The organism is Neorhizobium sp. LMR1-1-1.1 (assembly GCF_040675795.1).
Classification (GTDB): domain Bacteria; phylum Pseudomonadota; class Alphaproteobacteria; order Rhizobiales; family Rhizobiaceae; genus Neorhizobium; species Neorhizobium cellulosilyticum.
In genome coordinates this window covers 1,276,437-1,298,154 of the sequence record NZ_JBEGHE010000001.1, presented here as the reverse complement: position 1 = coordinate 1,298,154, position 21,718 = coordinate 1,276,437, and the positions used below count along the sequence as shown (strand labels likewise).

Sequence of the window (21,718 nt, the reverse complement as noted above, 5' to 3'; positions counted from 1 at the left end):
GGCGCCTAAAGCTCCTCGAGCCCGATCCGCTTTATCGGGCTGAGGAAATCGCCTGTGACCAGCCGGCTGACAAGCTGCCGCACCAGCGGCATTCGCGTCGTCGGGCCGATCGCGATATCGCGCATGGCCGGCAGGATGCGGCTGTCGGACTGATAAAAAGGCGTTAGCACGACGCTGAGCGTCTGGTAGAGCCAGACATGCGGCCCGCGCTGGCGCAGATGCAGCGCAAAGGCCTCATCAATCGACGGTGCGCGGGCAAGAGCCGAGAGCAGCGAGGCTGCATCGATCATCGCCATATTGGCGCCTTGGCCCAGTTGCGGGCTTGTCGCATGCCATGCATCGCCGATGCGGATGACACCGCGCCCCGCAACCGGCTTTCGCGTGTGGTGACGATAGCGGGCATGGACAGGCTCGGCGACTTCGGCAAGCGGCACGGCTTGCGGCCAGAGCGCGTTCACTCGTTCCAGCCACGCCTCCCGGCCGGCATTGCGCCACGCCTCGATGTCGCGGTTACGCAGGCTCCAGAAGAAGGTCGCCATCGGCGCCGCGCCGTCCCTCGCCGTCCCGACCGGCAGGACACCGGCCATATGGCTCGCCCGCTCGTAACGCTGCTCCAGCTCGTGGGGATGAAATGGTCCGTTCTCCGGCCACGGCACCGTCGCCCACAACGCACCATAGTTCAGTTCCTTCGCCGGATCGTGGCCGATCGGTGAACTCGCACCCATCGCGTCGACGACGAGATCTGCCGAAGGCGTTGCACGGCCGCCATCGAGCGTCAGCGCCGGTCTTTTGCCTTCTATGATGCCAGTCGTTCTTGCATTCGTCTCAAACCGGACGCCTGCGGAAATTGCCGCGGAGAGCAGGAGATCGAACAGAGCCACCCGCTGGACGGCAATGCCGTGACCATCGCCCGGATAGCTGATCTCCAGCACAGTCTTGCCCGGCCCAGACGAACCGCCAGCCAATGCTCCGTGCATGCGGGTAATGACCTGTCCGCGAGCTGCGATCGCATCGAACAGGCCCATCGCCTTCAGGATTGCCAGACCCGTCGGCTGCAGCACGAAACCCGAGCCGACAGGCTGCGGCGCTTCCATCTGGTCGTAGGCCACGACTTTCGCGCCACCACGGGCGAGCATGGTTGCCAGCGACAACCCGCCGATGCCGGCACCGGCGATTGCGACTTCCAGCCCATCGATCTTCATGGCAGGATCCCGTCGGTGGCGTTCACGCGCTCAACCCAGCTGCCGTTCGATGGCTTTGGCGGCCTGCCAAAGGTCTTCCATCCGCTCCAGCGACGCAGCCTCAAGGCGCTCTCCTGATTTTTCAAGTTCCGTCTCTATATGATTGAACCGACGACGGAATTTCGTATTCGTTCCGCGCAGAGCATTTTCCGGATCGGTGCCGACATGACGGCCGATATTGACCATCGCGAAGATCAGATCACCAAGCTCATCGGCCACTTTTTCCGGATGGCCTGCCTGCAGCGCCTCACGCAATTCCCGCACTTCTTCTTCGATCTTGTCGAGGATCGGTTCGGCTTCAGACCAGTCGAAACCGACCTTGGCGGCACGTTCCTGCAGTTTCAGCGCCTCGGTCAGCGCCGGCTGGCTGCGATGCACCGATCCGAGAAAACCCGCCTTGAAATCCTCGGTGATGCCGCGGCTCAAGCGCCGCTCGGCCCGCTCGCGCTTTTCCTCCTGCTTGATCTCGTCCCACTGGATTTTGACAGCACCGGGCGTATCGGCATCGGAACGGGCAAACACATGCGGATGCCGACGGATCATCTTTCTCGTCACCGCTTCCACCACGTCGCCAAAGGCAAAGTCGCCCGCCTCTTCCGCCATGCGGGCGTGAAAAACCACCTGCAGCAGCAGGTCGCCCAACTCCTCGCAGAGATCGTCCATGTCCTTGCGCTCGATCGCGTCGGCAACCTCATAGGCCTCCTCGATCGTATAGGGCTTGATCGACGCGAAATCCTGCTCCAGATCCCAGGGGCAGCCGGTGACAGGCGTGCGCAGCGCCGCCATGATCTCGATCAGCCGCGAAATATCCTTTGAAGCTTCCATCATGAAATATCCTTGGACGCTCAGTTGAGCGGTATGTCGTTTTCGCCCTTGCCGGACTGGTAGCTATCCGAAAGGCGCTGATAGGTCTGTTTGATCCGGGCGGTCTGTTCGCGCAATTGCTGTCGCAGCGGGTCCTGCTCCGTCTCCACCAGATCTGCAATGAAGTAGGAATTCCAGAACGCATTCGACCGGCGATAGCCGCCGGGCTCCAGCCCGAATACCTCCTTGAGGATTTTCAGGTCATGCGGAATGGCAAACGCATCGCGCGAATCCTCATGGCTGAAGAAGGAATAGAAATTGTCGAAACCTGCCCATGTAATCGCCGACATGCACATCGTGCAGGGTTCATGAGTTGACAGGAAAATCAAATCCTTGGTGGAAAGTCCTGAAGCTTTTTCATAAAAATGCTTCAGCGTGTGGACTTCACCGTGCCAGAGCGGATTTTCCAGTTCGTTATTGGTCTCGGCAATCACCAGCGAAAGATCGGACTTTTTCAGGATCGCTGCGCCGAAGACCTTGTTGCCGGCAGCGACACCCGCTTGGGTAAGCGGCAGGATATCGTGTTCGATGACGTCGAGAAGCCGTGGGGCGAGTGTGGCGGCAGTGGTCATGGAGGCTCTTTATGGCTGGTATGTCTAGGCAATTTATAACGAGGATCGGACCGATCGAGGTAAAAACCTGGTAATCTACAGAAATACTGGAGAAATATCCTCTGCGGTGGCTTTTGCTCAAGAACAGGTTGATTGAGAAACAGAAATACCCGCGGCCAATCCACTTCGCATATCCATTTCTTCAAAACCTGCGTCAGATTGTGGATATTCCTGTCATATGTTTCAGGATAACCGCATGTCAGCCAGCCATCAACGCCTGTCAGCCTTCCCGGCCTTTTTCCGTGTGCATGGAAAGACCGTGGCAATCTTTGGCAACGGCGACGAAGCCTATGCCAAAGCTCGTCTCTTGAGGAATACCGATGCCGGGATCATCGCCTATGCCGACGAGCCGGAATCTGATTATGCCGCTTGGCTCGATGCGCAGGGGATCGAAGTCATCCGCGCCGAATTCTCCGCCGATCAGGTAAAGAGTGCCGTACTGGTTTTTGCCGCAACCGGTAAAGCCGAGCAGGACCAGGCGATCGTCACCGCCGCCCGTGCGCAAAAAATCCCGGCCAATGCGGTGGACCAGCCCGACTATTGCGATTTCTTCACCCCCGCTCTCGTCAACCGTGCACCAGTCGCGATCGCCATCGGTACTGAAGGTGCAGGCCCGGTTCTGGCGCAGATGATCCGCGCCCGCATCGACCAGATGCTGTCGCCATCTCTCGGTCGCCTCGCGAACCTTGCCGCCGATTACCGTGATGCCGCCGAACGGCACGTACCGCGCGGTGTCTCCCGCCGCATCTTCTGGCGGCGGTTCTTCTTGGGCGATGTCGCCGATGCGATCGAAGCAAACGATCATGCCTCCGCCCGTCGCGCCGCCAATGTGCTTCTGTCGACCTCCGGTCAGGCCGAGGGCAAGATCTGGCTGGTCGGTGCCGGCCCAGGCGCAGAAGACCTGCTGACGCTTCGGGCGCAGCGTGTGCTGATGGAAGCCGACGCGATCGTTTATGACGCGCTTGTGCCGCAGGCGATCGTCGACATGGGCCGCCGCGATGCCGAGCGCCTGTCGGTCGGCAAGCGCAAAAACTGTCACTCCAAGAGCCAGGACGAGATCAACCGCCTGCTGGTCGATCTCGGGCGCCAGGGCAAGCGTGTCGTTAGGCTTAAATCCGGCGATCCGCTGGTGTACGGTCGTGCCGGTGAGGAAATGGCAGCCCTTCGGGAAGCCGGCATCGCTTACGAGATCGTGCCCGGCATCACCTCGGCCTTCGCAGCCGCCGCCGATTTCGACCTGCCGCTTACGCTGCGTGGCGTCGCCTCGTCGCTGATCTTCACCACCGGTCATGATCTGGCCGGCGATGTGCTGCCGGACTGGGCAAGCCTTGCCATCTCCGGCGCCACCATCGCCGTTTATATGGGCCGCACGGTCGCCGCCTCGGTCTCCGAACGCCTGATGGATGCGGGTTTGAGCCGCGACACGACGGTTGCCGTGATCGAAAATGCCAGCCGCATCGACCGCAAACTCTTCCATGGCGTGCTGAGCGAGCTGCCGTCACTGGAAGCGCGTGATGACCTCGATGGTCCGGTCATGGTGATCATCGGCGAAGCCGTCGCCGGCGCGAATTTCGACAAATCCGAACCGCTCTCCGCCTTCAGAAAATCTGTCCGTAGCCACGAATATGCGGACCAAGAACAAGGCCAGGAAAAAGGAATGCAGCAATGACCGACAAGGTTCTGACCGCCAACCGCCTTTCCGATGGTATCGCCGTCTGGCTGGATGCCGCAGGCCACTGGACGGAAAACCTGCAGGATGCGCTGGTCGCTCGTCATGCGGAAGCCGCAGCCTCGCTCGAAGCGATCGGCAAGCGCGACTTCGCCGACAACAAGGTCGTCGATGTCGCCGTGATCGATGTCGAGGAAACCAATGGCGTCCTCTGGCCGACCCGCCTTCGCGAGCGTATTCGCGCCGCCGGCCCCACAATGAATTACGCGAGTGGCTACGGCAAAGCCGACGCAGCCTTCATCGCAGTCTGACACCTAAGAGTTCCGGGACACACATGTATCGTTACGATGAATTCGACCACGCCTTTGTTTCGAGCCGCGTGGAACAGTTTCGCGACCAGGTCGAGCGCCGGCTTTCCGGTGAACTCGCCGAGGATGCGTTCAAGCCGCTGCGCCTGATGAACGGCGTCTATCTGCAGCTTCATGCCTATATGCTTCGCGTCGCAATCCCTTATGGCACGCTGAACTCCAGGCAAATGCGGATGCTGGCGCATATCGCCCGCAAATATGACCGCGGTTACGGCCATTTCACCACCCGCCAGAACATCCAGTACAACTGGCCGAAGCTTTCCGACACGCCCGATATCCTGGCGGAGCTGGCAAGCGTCGAAATGCACGCGCTGCAGACATCAGGCAACTGCATTCGCAATGTCACGGCAGATCATTTTGCCGGCGCGGCAGCAGACGAAGTGGCCGACCCCCGCCCCTATGCTGAAATTCTGCGCCAGTGGTCTTCCGTCCACCCGGAATTCTCCTTCCTGCCGCGCAAGTTTAAGATTGCGGTGACGGGTGCAGAACGCGACCGCGCGGCAATACAGGTCCACGATATCGGCCTGCATCTGAAGAAGAACGAAAAGGGTGAGATCGGTTTTGCCGTCTATGTCGGCGGCGGACAGGGCCGCACGCCTCTGATCGCCAAGAAGATCAAGGATTTTCTGCCCGAGCGGGACCTGCTCTCCTACATCACCGCGATCATGCGCGTGTACAACCTGCATGGCCGTCGTGACAACAAATACAAGGCGCGCATCAAGATCCTCGTGCATGAAACGGGCGTCGAGGAACTGACCCGTCAGGTAGAGGAGGAATTTTCCCATCTGCAGGAAAGCGAACTGAAGCTACCGGAGGCTGATGTCGCGGCAATCACCGCCTATTTCGCACCGCCGGCCCTGCCCAACCGTGGCGAAGGCTGGGCGCAGCTTGCCGGCTGGAAAAAGCAGGACGAGGCCTTTGCCCGCTGGGTGAACCAGAATGTCCAGCCGCACAAGCATCCCGATTACGGCATGGTGACGATTTCGCTGAAACCCATCGGCGGCATTCCGGGGGATGCATCCGACGTCCAGATGGATGTGATTGCCGATCTGGCGGAAGAATTCGCCCATGATGAGATCCGCATCAGCCATGAGCAGAACGTCATCTTCCCGCATGTGGCGCTGGCCGATCTGGAGCCGCTCTATCGTGCCCTGACGGCGCACGGGCTGGAAACGGCGAATTCCAACCTGATCACCGATATCATTGCCTGTCCCGGCCTGGACTATTGCGCACTCGCGAACGCCCGTTCGATCCCGGTAGCCCAGGAAATTTCTTCACGCTTCGGCGCGCCTGAAAGACAGGCCGAGATTGGTGAGCTCAAGATAAAAATCTCCGGCTGCATTAATGCCTGTGGCCACCACCATGTCGGCCATATCGGCCTTCTGGGCGTGGAAAAGAAAGGCGCCGAGCTCTATCAGATCACGCTCGGCGGTTCCGGCGACGAACATACATCAATCGGCGAAATCATCGGCCGTGGCTTCGAGCCGGCCAAGGTGACGGACGCGATCGAAACCATCGTCGATACCTATCTCGGCCTGCGTACGGGCAAGGAAGAAACCTTCTTGGCCGCCTATCGCCGTGTCGGGCCGCAGCCTTTCAAGGATGCGCTCTATGGTGAAGCCAAGGCGGAGGCCGCGTGATGACGAAGATCTGGAGAGAGACCGGTTTCGTCGAGAACGATCCATGGGTGATCGAAACCGACGAGGTGAAGGCCGAAGGCGAGCAGAAAGCGCTTCTGCCACTCGATCAGTTTATCGAGAAAGCGGAGGCCAGCAATGATGTCGGCCTCGGCGTTGTCATCAGGCCAGCCGATGACGTCACCAAACTGGAGCCCTATCTCTATCGCATCGAGATCGTTGCGGTGGATTTCCCGGCCTTCAACGATGGCCGCGCTTTCAGCCACGCCTCGCTCTTGCGCGATCGCCTGTCCTACAGGAACGAATTGCGTGCTGTCGGCGATGTGCTGATCGATCAGGTGCCGTTGATGCTGCGTTGTGGCATAGACAGCTTTGCAGTCACCAACGCCACGGCACTGAAGCGTCTGTCAGAAGGACGTCTGCCCGGCATCGCCGTGCATTACCAGCCGACATCCCGTCACGCCGAAGCGGGAGAAGGTTACAGCTGGCGTCGCCGCTCGGCCTGACACTCTCCCGGAAACGGGAAGGCTAAAGGTGACTTTCGGACGCATATTTTCTATGCTTTCCGCGACAATGGGCGGGGATGCCTTCAAATGAGCAGCTTGATAGTATATCTCGCTGTCAGAACGATGAGACTGGAAGACCGATCGCGATGAATGCTCCTGCAAAAAACGAAGAATTTGCCATAAAGATCCCGGATGGCGTTTATGCCGAGACGGTGCTGGACGTGCAGCACTATACCGACAGGCTGTTCCGTTTCCGCATGACGCGCCCGGCTGGCTTCCGTTTCCGCTCGGGTGAATTTGCCATGATCGGCCTGATGGTCGGCGAAAAGCCGATCTATCGCGCCTATTCGATCGCAAGTCCTGCCTGGGACGAGGAACTGGAATTCTTCTCGATCAAGGTGCCGGATGGCCCGCTGACCTCGCACCTGCAGAAGATCAAGCCGGGCGATACCGTGCTGATGCGCAAGAAGCCGACCGGCACGCTGGTGCTCGACGCGCTCACCCCCGGCAAGCGTCTCTACATGTTCTCGACCGGCACGGGCATTGCGCCTTTCGCCAGCCTGATCCGAGACCCGGAAACCTACGAAAAATTTGAGGAAGTCATCCTCACCCATACCTGCCGCGAAGTGTCTGAGCTGAAATACGGCCAGGACCTGATGGAAGAGATCAAGAGCCACGAGTTCCTCTCCGAACTGGTCGGTGACAAGCTGAAACTCTATTCGACCGTCACCCGCGAAGACTATCCGTTCACCGGTCGCATCACCGACCTGATCGAGAACGGCAAGATGTTCTCCGACCTCGGTGTACCCCCGCTTGACCCGGCCGTCGACCGCGGCATGATCTGCGGCTCGGCTGCGATGCTGAAAGACACCAAGGAACTGCTCGAAAAGGCAGGCCTTACCGAAGGCGCCAACAACAAGCCGAGCGAGTTCGTCATCGAACGGGCGTTTGTGGGGTGAGATGCGACGGCCTGTCGCCCGCAAAATGCTCCAGTGGAGCATTTTGAGCATCGAACGCCCTGAGCCTTAGCGAAGGGCCGGGTAGCGCTGTACCCGAACGCTAAAAAGCCCCTCACCCTAACCCTCTCCCCGCATGCGGGGAGAAGGCGCTGACAGGCGGATGAGGGGCAATAGCGGCATCGCTATGCCTTGACCTCCCCAAACATCCGATATCTTATCGAGAAATGCATCGTAAGTGAATCCTCGGGACAAGCCCGAGGATGACGACCGGGTAGGAACTTACCGCTCCCAGTCTTCCTTCTCGCGCTTCGGCCCGTTGCCGAGCCGGCGTTCGATCTCTGTCGCCTGCGCTTCCGACATGCGTACATCGAGCGTCACCGAACCATCCTCATTGTCCTCGCGGCCGTCGACGATCGAATTGCCGTAGACCCAGGAGACCAGCGAAAGCTTGTCCGCGGGAATGGTGATCGAGGTTTCGGTGAGAACGCCGGAAAGCCGCTTGGCGATCTCGTCCATCAGCGGATCGAGACCCTCGCCGGTAATCGCCGACAGCGCCATGATGTTGTCGCGGCCCTTGGCACGTTCGAACAACGCGTCGTGGGTTTCCGGGTCGAGCCGGTCGATCTTGTTCCAGACCTCGATGATGCGCTCGGAGCTTTCCTTCTCGTCGATCCCGAGATCGGCAAGAATGCGCAGCACGTCATGCGACTGGGCGGCATTGTCCGGATCGGACATGTCGCGCACATGCAGGATGAGATCGGCTTCCAGCACCTCTTCCAGCGTCGCACGGAAGGCGGCGACGAGATGGGTCGGCAGGTCGGAGATGAAACCGACGGTGTCCGAGAGGATGACCGTGCGGCCATGCGGCAGCTTCATCCGGCGCAATGTCGGGTCAAGCGTTGCAAACAGCATGTCTTCGGCGAGAACGCCGGCGCCGGTAATGCGGTTGAACAGCGTCGACTTGCCGGCATTGGTATAACCGACCAGCGCCACGATCGGATGTGGCACCTTGCGGCGCTTGGCGCGATGAAGCTGGCGAGTGCGAACCACCTGTTCAAGCTCGCGCTCGAGCTTGACGATACGGTCCTGCAATAGACGACGGTCGGCTTCGATCTGGGTTTCACCCGGACCGCCCATGAACCCGCCACCGCCACGCTGGCGTTCAAGGTGAGTCCAGGACCGGACCAGACGACCCTTCTGGTAATTCAGATGCGCCAGATCGACCTGCAGCGTGCCTTCCTTGGTGGAGGCACGGCGGCCGAAAATCTCGAGGATCAGGCCAGTACGGTCGATGACCTTGGCGTTCAGTTCTTTTTCGAGATTGCGCTGCTGCACCGGCGTCAGCGGATGATCGACGATGACGAGGCCGGCATCCTTCTCGTCGAGAAGCGCCTTGATTTCCTCGATCTTGCCGGTTCCCATCAGGGTCGCTGGACGCGGCTGATTGACGGGAACGATCAGTCCCTGAACCACGTCGAGATCGATGGCGCGGGCAAGCCCGGTCGCCTCTTCCAGTCGTGCCTCGTTGGATCTCTTTGGAGCGGCGACGATCGGTGCGTCGCTCTGGCTACCGCGGGCGCGCATCTGCTTGAGCACCGGCACGACGACCACGGCGCGCATATCGTCCCGGTGCTTTTCGGCTTCCGGGACGAGCGATTCGTTAGACGTATCTCGTGTAGAAATCTGTCTCTGTCCTTAGGCTGCGTTTTCTTCGGTCTCGAACATCTGCATGGGCTGGCCCGGCATGATGGTCGAGATCGCGTGCTTATACACGAGCTGGGAGTGCCCGTCACGACGAAGAAGCACGCAGAAATTGTCGAAGGAGGTTACGACTCCCGTGAGCTTGACCCCGTTGATGAGGAATATAGTCAGGGAAATCTTCTGCTTTCGGACTGTATTGAGAAATAAATCCTGCAGGTTCTGAGAACGTTCCGCCATAGCGCCGATTCTTTCTTTCTTGCCGGCAATCTGCCGGGATAATGATCTCACGTGATAAGAGATGATGGAGAAACGCCCCGTGTTTCCCTTCCCCCACAAGTCTGGTTACCAAATCGGCGTCTTTTCCGCAATCTCGAAAAAGGCGTCGCGCATATTCGATGCGACACTGCCCTTATGTCCGCAGGCGCTGTCTTCCATCGATTGAAACGATTGGAATGCAGATTTCGGCACTCTGCGTGAAGCCGTAGTCAAAGATACATGGGACCGCACGAATGCGACCCCGGTAGCTAGGCAAAGGCCTCAGACGCCGAGCGATTTCAGCTTGCGGTGCAGCGCCGATCGCTCCATGCCGACAAATTCTGCGGTGCGGGAAATATTGCCGCCGAAGCGGTTGATCTGCGCGATAAGATAATCACGCTCGAACATTTCACGCGCCTCTCTCAGCGGAAGCGTCATGATGTGGACATCCCCCTTCGACGAGACCTTTGGCAGCATGTCACCGAGGTCGGTCGGCAGCATATCGGCGGAGATCGCCGTATCCGGGCCATCCGTGCGCGCGAGAATCATCAGCCGCTCGATATTGTTGCGCAACTGGCGGATATTGCCCGGCCAGTCATGCGCCTGCAGGACGGCCATAGCATCGTCGCCAATCTTGCGCGGGCGGATACCCGCCTGTTCGGAAACCTGCCTCATGAACATGTCGACAAGGAAGGGAATGTCCTCACGACGTTCTGCCAGTGCCGGTACCTTGACCGGTACGACCGCGAGACGATGATAGAGATCCTCGCGGAAGGCACCTTCGGAGATCAGGCTCTCCAGATTGTAAGCGGTCGAGGAAATGATGCGGACATCCACCTTCACCCGCTTCGAACCGCCGACGCGCTCGAACTGCTGGTCGACGAGCACACGCAGGATCTTGTTCTGTGTCTCGCGCGGCATCTCGCCGATTTCGTCGAGGTAGAGGATGCCGCGATGCGCCTCTTCAAGCGCGCCAATCTTGCGCGGCTGGCCAGGCGTCCCCTCGGTGCCGAAAAGTGCCACCTCCATCCGGTCGGGCGTGATAGTTGCCGCATTGAGCGCCACGAAAGGACCAGTCGCGCGCGACGACTTGCGATGGATCATCCGGGCAACGAGTTCCTTGCCTGAGCCGGAAGGGCCAAGGATCATGATGCGGCTGTTGGTCGGCGCGACTTTTTCGATCGTCTGACGAAGCTGGGAGACGGCAACCGAAGTTCCGACCAGTTCGGCCGCATCACCGGTGCGCTTCTTGAGTTCGGACACTTCGCGCTTGAGCTTGGAGTTTTCCAGTGCCCGCTCGGCAATCAGGATCAGGCGGTCGGCTTTGAACGGCTTTTCAATAAAATCGAAGGCGCCGCGCTTGATAGCCGAGACGGCCGTCTCGACATTGCCGTGACCGGAGATCATCACCACCGGCAGCTCGGGATGGCGGCTCTTGATCTCGTCCAGCAACGCCAGGCCATCGAGCTTCGACCCCTGCATCCAGATATCGAGGAAAACCAGCCGCGGCACGCGGTCGGAAATCGCCGCCAGAGCACTGTCGCTGTCATACGCCATCCGTGTCTCGTGGCCCTCGTCGGAGAGAATGCCCGAAACGATCTCGCGGATATCCGCCTCGTCATCGACGACCAGAATGTCAGACGCCATAAGCTACTTCCTTGTCTTTATCTTTCACGGGCGCGCCAACCGCATCGACATGTGGCAAAAGCACCCTGATCATGGCGCCCTTGCCATGATCGAAATCGGCAGGGGCATCGTGCAGTTCGAGCTGCCCCCCATGTTCTTCAATGATCTTCTTGACGATGGCGAGGCCGAGCCCTGTGCCCTTTTCGCGCATTGTCATATAGGGTTCGAGTATCCGGTGGCGGTTCTCGGTCGGCAGTCCGATGCCGTTGTCGATCACATCCACCACGAACAGATCGCGTGCCTTGTCAAAACCGGAGCGCACCATCACCTTGCGCCCGTCACGCTCCTCGTCGGCCGGCACCATCTCGATCGCCTCGACGGCATTCTTCACGAGATTGCCGAAAGCCTGACCGAGCATCCGTCCATCGAACAGGCCGTTGAGAGGTTCGTCACCGAGTTCGCGAATGAAATCGACATGGGTCGTACCCATTTCGCGCAGGAAGATCGAATCCTTCAGGATGGCCCTGAGATCGGTGATTTCCTTCGACGGCTTGGGCATGCGGGCAAACGAAGAGAATTCGTCGACCATGCGGCCGATATCGCCGACCTGCCGGACGATCGTGTCCGTGCACTGATCGAAGACCGCCCGATCATTCTCATCGATCTGCTTGCCGTAACGGCGTTTCAGCCGCTCCGCCGACAATTGGATAGGCGTCAGCGGGTTCTTGATCTCATGGGCGATACGGCGCGCCACATCCGCCCATGCCGTTGAACGCTGTGCAATCACTAGATCGGTAATATCATCGAGCGTGATGACATAGGAATCGTTCGACGTGCGCTGTTCTTCGCGGGTGACCTGAACTGACAATGTCCGTTCCTTGCCGTTGCGCATCAGGTTGACTTCCTTACGGAAATCCCCGCGGGATCGTGTTGTGGCTTCGGTCAGAACATGGTCGATCTCGGGTGCGATCTCCTGCAATGTTCTACCGATAAGGCCCTGCTGTTCAATGCCGAGCATCTCTTCGGCGGACGGATTGACGATGCTGACCCTCCGGTCGTCGACGCCGATGACAGCCGCCGTTACACCGGAAAGCACGGCTTCGATGAAGCGGCGACGATCATCGACTTCGTCCTTGGCCTCCAGAATCTCGTCCTGCTGCGTGCGGATTTCGGAGATCATCTTGTTGAATGTGCGTGACAGGCTGCCGACGTCGCCATCGGCAGCGCGAACGGGAACGACAACATTGAGATTGCCGCTGCCGACAGCGTCAGCAGCACTGATCAGCAGTCGGATCGGCCGCACGATACGGTCGGCAACCGCGATTGCTGCCCAGATTGCCGCCAGAAGAACGATAAGTGCGAACCCGAGATAGAGCACGGCAAAGGCAAACTGGAGCGACGAGCGGCCCGCTTCCATCGCCTTGTACTCGGCAGTGTTTTCCTCCATAAGCCGCATGGCATTCATGACCTTCGGGTCGACGGCGCGGATCGTGTAGAGGAATGTTCCCGATATAGCCTCCGTCTTCATCACCGCCCCCACAAGATTGGTGATGCCGGGCGGAATTAGTGTCGGCTGGCCGCCCGCGGCGGACTTCAGCGCATCGGCTGGGATAGCAGGCAGCGGTCGCTCGGTCTTTATATCGGCCTGTGCAATCGCCTGACCATCCTCCTGAACCAGGAAGGCCCCGAGCATGCCGCGCCCACGCGCCTGACGGGTCATCAGGTCCAGAAAGCCGGTGCGATCGAGATAGAACATCGCACGATTGCGTTCGAGGTCGTTGGACATCGAGACCGTCTGACCCTGCAGATAGCTCGCATTCTCCATCATGTAAGCGCGGGCGATATCCTGCGACGACTGCACGATCGACTGCGTGCGCAGTGAAAACCAGCGATCAAGGCCGACATTCAGCGTCAGGCTGGCAAAGATCGCCACCAGCACCGCCGGCGTGATGGCGACGATGGAAAACAGAACGACGATTCGCACGTGGAGGCGCGCCGCGGCCCTGCCCCGGTTCCGGGCACGCAGCAGCCGCGTCACCTCGCGCCCAATGAGATACATCAGGCCGATGATGAACAGCGAATTGATGACGGCCGACGCAATCACCACGTTTCCGGTCGGCGCAATCGGCGTCAGTCCGAGGAGAACAAGCAGGGTTAGAATGGCGCAGACCAGCGCACCACCAGCCAGAAGAATACCCGGCAAGGCAAAGGAGGCGCGACGATCCTGAATGAAGGTCGCTGATTGAGCGTCGGCAAGGGGTGCCGTCCCGCCGTCCACCATCATATCCCTCCCGCTCTGGGACCAACCACATTGTCGCCTGACCAAATATGGAAAGACGCTTCAAAATCACCAAATTTGGATGTCCGGGTGTTTGACCGAAAAATGCCGCCGGTCTCACTAGGCCACCTGCGTGACCTCTAAGCAACGCATTGTGGCGAAAATGCAACGATCATCTCCAACTGTCAAGCAGTCAGTGATTTTGGCACATCACAATGAGTGGATGTCCACGGAAATAGCCAACCGCAAACGTGGTGTTCAGTACACTTGGGAAAACGACGCTTCTTGCTGTTAGAGGCGAAGCGGGACCCGCACAATTTAATCGCACCGGTGACTTTATCTTCGGCCTGTGGCATGGAGATATCATGAAGGCGATCCGGCAAATCCTATCGGACAGGATTCTGGCTACAGCACTGGCCGTAGCCCTTGGCTACCTGTTGGTGTTTCAGGGATTCACCGGAAATATGGCAAGGGCGTCGACAGCGATCGTCGCACAAGATCAGCTTCACGTCCTTTGCGGCTCCAATGGCGTTTTTGACGCACAGCCTGCCGGTTCAGATAAACCGCTGAAACGAAGTGCAGACTGCCCCTGCGCAAGCCTGTGCCGACTGACGCATTCTGTCACATCCGCGATCCTGTCTGCCGGCCTTGCCTTGCAAGTATCTTTGGCACAGGCGCCGGCGAATATCGTTTTCGCAGTCCTCCCGACACCGGAACCAACGCGTCGGGGTCTATTGCCTGATGCCAGAGCACCTCCCTCGCTCGTCTGATCGTCCGCCGATACGGCAGGAACATCAATCTATCATTTCAAAGCAGTTTTAACCGCTTTGCCCTTCATCATTAGTTGGCCGTCACCGGAGCGCGCTTTCTCCTCCGGCAGGCAAAAGCCAACAGAAACACTCCCTCGGAGACACTCATGTTCATCAGGAACATCGCCACCTATGCCGTGCTCGGCACCATGCTCGCATTCGGCTCTGCCCAGGCGCACGGCTTCAAGCTCGGCCAGATCGAAATCGGTCACCCCTATTCCCGGGCAATGTTGCCCATGGCAAAGGTTGGCGGCGGCTATTTCAAGATTACAAATAACGGACCGGCAGACCGCCTCGTCAGCGTCACATCCGATCGCGCCGGCAGTGTTGAGCTGCACGAGATGAAGATGAACGGCGCCGTGATGCAGATGCGCGAACTTGAAGCAGGCATCGCAATTCCGGCCAACACCACGGTCGAACTCAAGCCCGGCAGCTACCACCTGATGTTCATCAACGTGCCGCAGCCCTTCAAGGAAGGTGAGATGATCAAGGCGACGCTGGTGTTTGAGAAAGCAGGGTCCGTCGATGTCGAATTTGCTGTTGGCCCGGTAGCAGGCGACAAGGGCAGTGATGCACACGCTGAACACGGGAAATGACGATGAAAAATCCGTTCATGCTGATCGCCACGACGATCTGCGCGGCCTTCTTCTGTGTGCTGGTCGGCATCCTGTTCTTCACCTTCAAGGATGAGCCGCGAAACAGCAAGTTCGGCACCGCCTTCTCCCTGGTTAACGACAAGGGTGAAACGGTCGACCAGTCGATCTTCAAGGGCAATCCGTCACTGGTCTATTTCGGCTATACGCATTGCCCCGAGGTTTGCCCGACAACGCTTTTCGAGGTTGCGGGATATCTGAACCAGCTCGGAGAAGAAGGTGCTCCGATCAAGAGCTACCTGTTCACGGTCGATCCGGAACGGGATACGCCCGAGATCATGAACGGATATGTCACCGCGTTTTCAGACCGGATCACCGGCGTGACCGGTACGCCTGAAGAAATGAAGCGGGTAATAGCCGGCTGGAAGGCATTTGCGGAAAAGATGCCGAACAAGAGCGGCGGCTATTCCATGAGCCATACAATGGACCTTTTCCTCATCGGCGCCGATGGCCGCCTGAAGGGCCTTATCCCATATGGCGCGGATTCCGACGATGCGGTTGAAAAAATCCGCAGCAGACTCCTGTAACAACGCAGCGCGTTACGGGATCGGACGCCGGACAGTGTCCGGCGTCCCGCAAAGGATCATGCTGAACGCGAACTGCGATAGACCGACACGCCGAGTTCACGGATCTTCTTGCGAAGCGTGTTACGGTTGAGACCGAGCAGGTCAGCCGCCTTGATCTGGTTGCCACGAGTTGCAGTCAGCGCAGCAAGGATCAGCGGATATTCCATTTCGGTCAGGACGCGATCGTAAAGGCCAGGCGGCGGCAGGTTGTCGCCGAACCCTGCGAAATAGGTCCGCATGTTTTCTTCCACTGCCTGAGCAATGGTCAGCGAGCCGCCGCGTGGACTTACCTTGTCGATCGGGCTGTCGGGCACGTCCGACCGCAATTCCGTATCGATGATCTCCCTCGTGATCACCTCTTGCGGATAAAGCGCCATCAGGCGGCGCACCAGGTTTTCCAGTTCGCGCACGTTGCCCGGCCAGGCATAGGACTTCATCACGTCCAGCGCCTCGCTGTCGAAACGCTTGCCGTCGAGACCTTCCTTCTCCGCCATCTGCATGAAGTGGCGAACGAGGTCGGGAATATCCTCGGCACGATCGCGCAGCGGCGGCAGGCGAAGCGGCACGACATTGAGGCGATAATAGAGATCTTCGCGGAAGAGCCCCTGATTGATCAGGTGCTTCAGATCCTTATTGGTGGCAGCAACGATGCGCACGTCGGTGCGGATCGGCGTGCGCCCGCCGACCGTCGTATATTCGCCCTGCTGCAGCACGCGTAAGAGACGCGTCTGGGCATCCATCGGCATGTCGCCGATTTCGTCGAGGAACAGCGTGCCACCCTCGGCCTGTTCGAAACGACCGGTCGAGCGGTTTTGCGCACCGGTAAAGGCGCCCTTCTCGTGACCGAACAGTTCTGATTCGATCAGGTCGCGCGGAATGGCGGCCATGTTGATCGCCACGAACGGACCGTTGCGACGCTTGCCGTAATCGTGCAGCGCGCGCGCGACCAACTCCTTGCCGGTACCCGATTCACCGGTGATCATCAGCGTCAGGTCCGTCTGCATCAGACGGGCAAGAACGCGGTAGATTTCCTGCATCGCGGCAGAGCGACCAACCAGCGGCATGCCGTCCTGCATGTCGTCATCGAGACGGGCAGGCTTGCGCTTCGGCTCGGCCAGCGCCCGGCCGATGATGGCAATCAGTTCCGTGAGGTCGAAGGGCTTCGGAAGATAATCATAGGCACCCTTTTCCGATGCCCGGATCGCCGTCATGAACGTATTCTGCGCGCTCATGACGAGCACCGGCAGATCGGGGCGAGCCTTCTTGATCCGCGGCAGAAGGTCGAAGGCGTTTTCGTCCGGCATGACGACGTCGGTCACGACGAGGTCACCCTCTCCGGCCGAAACCCATCGCCACAGCGTGGCGGCATTCGACGTGATGCGTACCTCGTAACCGGCCCGGGTCAGGGCCTGGTTCAGGACGGTACGGATGGCCGCGTCGTCGTCGGCGACAAGGATCGTGGCAGTCATTTTTCGCTTCCTGTGGAGTTCAAGGCGCGGCCGTCACCGGCTTCTTCCTTGTGCATGGGCATCAGAACACGGAATATGGTCCGGCGCGCTTGGCTGTCGCATTCGACAATGCCGCCATGGCCGCCGATGATCTTGGCGACCAGCGCCAGCCCGAGGCCGGAACCGTTGGTCTTTGTGGTGATGAACGGGTCGAAAAGGTTGGGAACAAGGTCCGCCGGTACGCCGGGACCATTGTCGATAACGCAAAATTCCAGCGGCAGAGAAATCTTCTCACGCGTGCCGGCGACAGAAAGGCGAATACCGGGACGATAGGCCGTCGTCAGCATGATTTCTGCGTCAGCCTGGCCATCCACGGCTTCGGCCGCATTCTTGATCAGGTTGAGAAACACCTGAACCAGTTGATCGCGGTTGGCATAGACCGGCGGCAGCGACGGATCGTACATTTCTGAAATCTTGATCTCGCGGGCAAAGCCGGCCTTGGCGACAGCCTTAACATGATCGAGCACGGAGTGAATGTTGAGCGGCACACGATCGACTGGGCGCTCGTCGGAGAACACTTCCATACGATCGACCAGAGATACGATCCGGTCGGTCTCGTCGCAGATCAGCCGCGTCAGCGGGCGGTCGTCATCCGGCACGACCGATTCGAGCAACTGCGCCGCACCGCGGATGCCTGACAGCGGGTTCTTGATCTCGTGCGCCAGCATCGAGGCAAGTCCCGTGACCGAACGGGCTGCCGCGCGATGGGTCAGCTGGCGATCGATCTTGTCCGCCATCGAGCGTTCCTGAAACACCACGACGACTGAGCCCGGTTCGCTGACCACCGGTGCAACGTAGAGATCGACCAGCTTTTCCTGGCCGAGCTTTGGCGAAGACAGGTCTACGCGATATTCATTCACCGGCGCTTTGCGCTCCCGCACCTGATCGATCAGCGCCAGAAGCGGGCTGCCGAACGGAATGAAGCTCGAAATCTTGTATTTGGCCAGATGCGGTGCGCTTGCCCCGAAAAAGGCTTCCGCCTCCCAGTTGGCAAACGCAATCTTCCCCGCCTGATCGACCAGAATGACCGGGTTCTGCACGGAATTGAGGACGGCCATGGCCAGCGCCTGCCCATGGGCAGCATCCTGAACGGCGGACTTTGTCATGCAGCCTCCTTGCGGGCCGGTATTGATGCGCCGTTTTCGAAAACGGATGTAAGGCGGCGGATAACATCAGCGGGGTCACGAGACATCATGATGGCGGCCTTGTCCTCTGCCGAAATGTCGCAATCCTGACGTTCGATATACCAGCCGAGTTGTTTGCGGGCATGCCTGAGCCCGGCCTCGACGCCGTAAAACTCGAGCATCGCCTCATAGTGTTCGATGACGATGGCGCAGATTTGGTTTGCCGCCGGTGCCGCATGGCCGGCGAGCCAGCCGACATGCCAGGGGCGCCCCTGCGCGCCGCGACCAACCATGACTGCATCCGCACCCGACCGGCGCAGGATTTCCGTCGCATCTTCAGGCGTCTGCACGTCACCATTGGCAATCAGCGGAATGGAGAGCACGTCGCGCACGGCGTGAATAGCGTCCCAATCCGCCTTACCTTCGTAGAACTGCATACGGGTGCGTCCATGCACGGTGACAAGCTGAACACCCGCCTCCTGCGCGCGGCGCGCAATCAGTGGAGCGTTGAGACTGTCATGATCCCAGCCCAGCCGCATCTTCACCGTGACGGGCACGGAAACAGCTTTCACCGTTGCCTCGATCATCGACAGCGCATGGTCCGGATCCCGCATCAGGGCCGATCCGGAATAACCGCCGGTTACCTTCTTGGCGGGACACCCCATATTGATATCGATGATGTCGGCGCCATTGTCGGCGGAAATCTTCGCAGCCTCAGCCATCCAATAGGCTTCGCGACCTGCCAGTTGCACCATATGCGGAGTCATGCCGGCATTCTTCAGTCGCGCCCAGGATTCACCCTTGTTCATCGCAAGCTCGCGGCTCGCCACCATTTCGGTAACGACAAGGCCCGCCCCGAAGCGCCATGCAAGCTTACGGAAAGCAAGGTCGGTCACTCCCGACATCGGAGCAAGCACCGCCCGATTGCGGACAGTGACCGATCCGATCTGAAATGGTCTGGCGAGGTCGCTGCAATGCAATTGATGATCTTTCAGGCAAGTCCGCATTATGCACTATTTTTATTCAGTTCTTGAGCGTTTGCCAAGAGCAATTCCGGAACTGCGTTATTTTTAAGCGACGTGCTGGAAATACGGCTTTTGAGGCTATAGTTCTCGCCCTGTCAATCCAAATCGATATTGAAGAAATCCACTACAGGACGGGAACAGCAACTCCATGACAATCGGCATCGTCATCGTCGCGGCAGGACGAGGGGAAAGAGTTGGCTCACCGGACGAGGGGCCGAAGCAATATCGTCCGATCGGCGGCCGGCCGGTTATCGCCCACACGCTCAACATCTTTCTGAGCTGGCAAAGACGCGGACCGATCGTCGTCGTCATCCATCCGGATGACGCGGAACTCTATGCGGCGGCGACAGTCGGGCTTGCGGCGTCAGACATCACTCTCGCCTTCGGCGGAGATACGCGGCAACGCTCTGTTTATGAAGGCCTCAAGGCTCTTTCCGCCACCGAAGCAACCCATGTAATGATCCATGATGCAGCACGCCCCTTCGTCGATCACGCAATGCTCGATCGCATTGCTGAAGCATTCGACAACGGCGTCGATGCCGTCCTGCCGGCCGTCGCCGTCACCGACACATTGAAACGCAGCGGCAGTGATGGCCTCGTGCACGAAACGGTTCCGCGCTCAGGACTTTATGCCGCCCAGACGCCTCAAAGTTTCCTGCTGTCGGAAATCCGCTCTGCGCATGAAAAGGCTGCGGCGCTTCGCCGCGACGATTTTACCGATGACGCAGCAATCGCCGAATGGTCCGGACTGTCGGTTTCAATCGTCGAAGGCTCCGTCGACAATATCAAGCTTACCGTGAAACGGGACATGACCATGGCCGATGAAAGGCTTACAGCAAACGCCCTCCTCCCTGACGTCCGAACAGGCAACGGCTATGACGTGCACCAGCTCGTACCGGGTGATGGCGTGACGCTTTGCGGCGTCTTCATTCCCCATGACCAGAAACTGTCCGGCCATTCGGATGCGGACGTCGCGCTGCACGCCCTGACCGACGCGCTGCTCGCCACATGCGGCGCCGGCGATATCGGCGACCATTTCCCGCCCTCCGACATGCAGTGGAAAGGCACGCCTTCAAAGATCTTCCTCGACCACGCGGCAAAAATCGTGCGCGAAAAAGGCGGCACGATCATGAATGCCGACGTATCGTTGATTGCCGAGGCCCCGAAAGTCGGCCCTCACCGCGACAAGATGCGCGAGAACATGGCGGCAATTCTCGGTATTTCGCTCGACCGCTGCTCCGTAAAGGCAACGACCAACGAGACGATCGGCTTCGTCGGCCGTCGCGAAGGCATAGCTGCTATCGCCACGGCCACTGTCGTTTATCGCGGATCGCAGGCATGAGCCTTTTTCCGATAGACATAGAGGATGATGCACGCCGGATCGTCTGGGCATTTTCCGAACGCGGATTGATGATCTCCACAGCCGAATCCTGCACAGGCGGCCTCATTGTCGGCGCGTTGACGGATATCAGCGGCTCCTCCGCCGTGGTCGACAGAGGTTTCGTCACCTATACCAACGAAGCCAAGATGGATCTGCTGGGTGTCAATGCCGCGACGTTGAAGGCTTATGGCGCCGTATCGGAGCAGACCGCGCTTCAGATGGTTCAGGGAGCCCTCTTCCGCTCACGCGCCGATATTGCGGTCGCCGTGACAGGAATCGCCGGACCCGGTGGCGGATCGGCGGAAAAGCCTGTCGGCCTCGTACACATCGCGGCGCGCAGCCGCGCCGGTACGATCCTGCATCAGGAAATGCGCTACGGCGATATAGGCCGCAACGAAGTGCGCCTTGCAACCCTGCGCACGGCCTTTGAGATGCTGATCGAAGTGGCAGGCGTTTGAGCGGCTCTCAGGCCGCAGTGTAAATCTTGTCCGCGCGCGTCTCGAATGCGTCGGTAAACATGCGAAAAGCACGATCGAACATCGAGCCCATCAGCGCGCCGAGAATCATGCTCTTAAACTCGTAATCGATGTAGAAATGCACGATACAACCCTCACCGCCATCGGTCGGCGGCTCGAAACGCCAGCGGTTGTCGAGATACTTGAACGGCCCCTCGATATACTTGACGTCGATCGCCTGTTCGGCCGGATTGAGCAGCACCTGGGTGGTGAAGGTTTCCTTGATCGCCTTGTAGCCCACCGTCATGTCGGCTAGGAGCAGAGTCTTGCCGTCCCGTTCCTTGGAACTGCGGATGCTGAGCGCCTCGCATAGCGGCAGGAATTCCGGATAGCGTTCGATATCCGCAACGAGGGCGTACATCTTTTCGGGGCTGTGCTTGACCGGGCGGCGAATGTCGAACTTTGGCATGACGTGGAGTTAA

General features: G+C 59.3%; 20 protein-coding genes. 9 read left to right on the top strand and 11 right to left on the bottom strand.

Annotated features, from left to right (window positions below):
* Positions 1-5: 5 nt before the first annotated feature.
* The 3 genes from MRBLMR1_RS06265 to MRBLMR1_RS06255 are packed head-to-tail and all read right to left on the bottom strand — an operon-like array spanning position 6 to position 2,677.
* Positions 6-1,202, bottom strand: a complete 1,197-nt coding sequence (locus tag MRBLMR1_RS06265) for an FAD-dependent oxidoreductase (RefSeq protein ID WP_500064003.1) — start codon at positions 1,200-1,202, stop codon at positions 6-8.
* A gap of 30 nt (positions 1,203-1,232) precedes the next feature.
* Positions 1,233-2,066, bottom strand: coding sequence for a nucleoside triphosphate pyrophosphohydrolase (gene mazG, locus MRBLMR1_RS06260; RefSeq protein ID WP_148144897.1), 834 nt, complete (start codon positions 2,064-2,066; stop codon positions 1,233-1,235).
* 20 nt (positions 2,067-2,086) lie between these two features.
* Entirely contained in the window at positions 2,087-2,677 is a 591-nt protein-coding gene (locus tag MRBLMR1_RS06255; protein ID WP_148144865.1) for a nucleoside deaminase, read from the bottom strand.
* 235 nt (positions 2,678-2,912) lie between these two features.
* Here MRBLMR1_RS06255 and cysG point away from each other — a divergent pair, with 235 nt between their 5' ends.
* The 5 genes from cysG (at position 2,913) to MRBLMR1_RS06230 (ending at position 7,855) form a co-directional block, all read left to right on the top strand.
* Positions 2,913-4,385: a siroheme synthase CysG gene (gene cysG / locus MRBLMR1_RS06250; RefSeq protein WP_148144866.1), complete on the top strand. Its 1,473-nt coding sequence runs from the start codon at positions 2,913-2,915 to the stop codon at positions 4,383-4,385.
* Entirely contained in the window at positions 4,382-4,696 is a 315-nt protein-coding gene (locus tag MRBLMR1_RS06245; RefSeq protein WP_148144867.1) for a DUF2849 domain-containing protein, read from the top strand. The genes cysG and MRBLMR1_RS06245 overlap by 4 nt, the downstream gene beginning before the upstream one ends.
* 23 nt (positions 4,697-4,719) lie before the next feature.
* Complete coding sequence (locus MRBLMR1_RS06240; protein WP_148144868.1) at positions 4,720-6,393, top strand: nitrite/sulfite reductase; 1,674 nt, start codon at positions 4,720-4,722, stop codon at positions 6,391-6,393.
* The gene (locus MRBLMR1_RS06235; RefSeq protein WP_148144869.1) at positions 6,393-6,896 is read left to right on the top strand and encodes a DUF934 domain-containing protein; all 504 of its coding nucleotides are present in this window, start codon (positions 6,393-6,395) and stop codon (positions 6,894-6,896) included. Before MRBLMR1_RS06240 ends, MRBLMR1_RS06235 begins: the two co-directional genes overlap by 1 nt.
* Before the next feature lie 146 nt (positions 6,897-7,042).
* A complete protein-coding gene (locus MRBLMR1_RS06230) occupies positions 7,043-7,855 on the top strand; it encodes a ferredoxin--NADP reductase (RefSeq protein ID WP_148144870.1) in 813 nt (270 codons plus the stop codon).
* Between the two features lie 279 nt (positions 7,856-8,134).
* Here MRBLMR1_RS06230 and hflX read toward each other — a convergent pair whose 3' ends face one another.
* From hflX to MRBLMR1_RS06210, 4 genes are all read right to left on the bottom strand, one after another.
* Positions 8,135-9,475, bottom strand: coding sequence for a GTPase HflX (gene hflX, locus MRBLMR1_RS06225; protein ID WP_148144871.1), 1,341 nt, complete (start codon positions 9,473-9,475; stop codon positions 8,135-8,137).
* A 75-nt stretch (positions 9,476-9,550) separates the two neighbouring features.
* Positions 9,551-9,793, bottom strand: coding sequence for an RNA chaperone Hfq (gene hfq, locus MRBLMR1_RS06220; protein ID WP_007757453.1), 243 nt, complete (start codon positions 9,791-9,793; stop codon positions 9,551-9,553).
* Positions 9,794-10,093: 300 nt separating this feature from the next.
* Positions 10,094-11,458: a nitrogen assimilation response regulator NtrX gene (gene ntrX / locus MRBLMR1_RS06215; protein ID WP_148144872.1), complete on the bottom strand. Its 1,365-nt coding sequence runs from the start codon at positions 11,456-11,458 to the stop codon at positions 10,094-10,096.
* The gene (locus MRBLMR1_RS06210) at positions 11,448-13,718 is read right to left on the bottom strand and encodes a sensor histidine kinase (protein WP_148144873.1); all 2,271 of its coding nucleotides are present in this window, start codon (positions 13,716-13,718) and stop codon (positions 11,448-11,450) included. Before MRBLMR1_RS06210 ends, ntrX begins: the two co-directional genes overlap by 11 nt.
* A 913-nt stretch (positions 13,719-14,631) precedes the next feature.
* On the opposite strand from MRBLMR1_RS06210, the gene MRBLMR1_RS06205 reads away from it, so the two are divergent.
* Both MRBLMR1_RS06205 and MRBLMR1_RS06200 read left to right on the top strand, forming a co-directional pair.
* Positions 14,632-15,120 (top strand): copper chaperone PCu(A)C, encoded by a 489-nt coding sequence (locus tag MRBLMR1_RS06205; protein WP_148144874.1) that lies wholly within the window; start codon positions 14,632-14,634, stop codon positions 15,118-15,120.
* Between the two features lie 2 nt (positions 15,121-15,122).
* Positions 15,123-15,704, top strand: a complete 582-nt coding sequence (locus tag MRBLMR1_RS06200; RefSeq protein ID WP_500064002.1) for an SCO family protein — start codon at positions 15,123-15,125, stop codon at positions 15,702-15,704.
* 56 nt (positions 15,705-15,760) lie between these two features.
* Here the strand turns inward: MRBLMR1_RS06200 and ntrC are convergent, their stop codons facing one another.
* Genes ntrC through dusB form a run of 3 tightly spaced genes read right to left on the bottom strand, consistent with a single transcriptional unit; the run spans position 15,761 to position 19,382 of the window.
* The gene (ntrC, locus tag MRBLMR1_RS06195) at positions 15,761-17,212 is read right to left on the bottom strand and encodes a nitrogen regulation protein NR(I) (RefSeq protein ID WP_148144876.1); all 1,452 of its coding nucleotides are present in this window, start codon (positions 17,210-17,212) and stop codon (positions 15,761-15,763) included.
* Positions 17,209-18,357, bottom strand: a complete 1,149-nt coding sequence (locus tag MRBLMR1_RS06190) for a two-component system sensor histidine kinase NtrB (RefSeq protein WP_148144877.1) — start codon at positions 18,355-18,357, stop codon at positions 17,209-17,211. The genes ntrC and MRBLMR1_RS06190 overlap by 4 nt, the downstream gene beginning before the upstream one ends.
* Entirely contained in the window at positions 18,354-19,382 is a 1,029-nt protein-coding gene (gene dusB, locus MRBLMR1_RS06185) for a tRNA dihydrouridine synthase DusB (RefSeq protein ID WP_183686048.1), read from the bottom strand. The genes MRBLMR1_RS06190 and dusB overlap by 4 nt, the downstream gene beginning before the upstream one ends.
* Before the next feature lie 166 nt (positions 19,383-19,548).
* Between dusB and MRBLMR1_RS06180 the strand changes: the two genes are divergently transcribed.
* Positions 19,549-20,742 carry a bifunctional 2-C-methyl-D-erythritol 4-phosphate cytidylyltransferase/2-C-methyl-D-erythritol 2,4-cyclodiphosphate synthase gene (locus MRBLMR1_RS06180; protein ID WP_148144878.1) on the top strand — a complete coding sequence of 398 codons (1,194 nt, stop codon included), beginning with the start codon at positions 19,549-19,551 and terminating at the stop codon, positions 20,740-20,742.
* On the top strand, positions 20,739-21,239 hold the full coding sequence (locus tag MRBLMR1_RS06175; RefSeq protein WP_148144879.1) for a CinA family protein: 501 nt from the start codon (positions 20,739-20,741) through the stop codon (positions 21,237-21,239). The genes MRBLMR1_RS06180 and MRBLMR1_RS06175 overlap by 4 nt, the downstream gene beginning before the upstream one ends.
* 7 nt (positions 21,240-21,246) lie before the next feature.
* Here the strand turns inward: MRBLMR1_RS06175 and MRBLMR1_RS06170 are convergent, their stop codons facing one another.
* Positions 21,247-21,705 carry a type II toxin-antitoxin system RatA family toxin gene (locus MRBLMR1_RS06170; protein WP_148144880.1) on the bottom strand — a complete coding sequence of 153 codons (459 nt, stop codon included), beginning with the start codon at positions 21,703-21,705 and terminating at the stop codon, positions 21,247-21,249.
* Positions 21,706-21,718 lie beyond the last annotated feature (13 nt).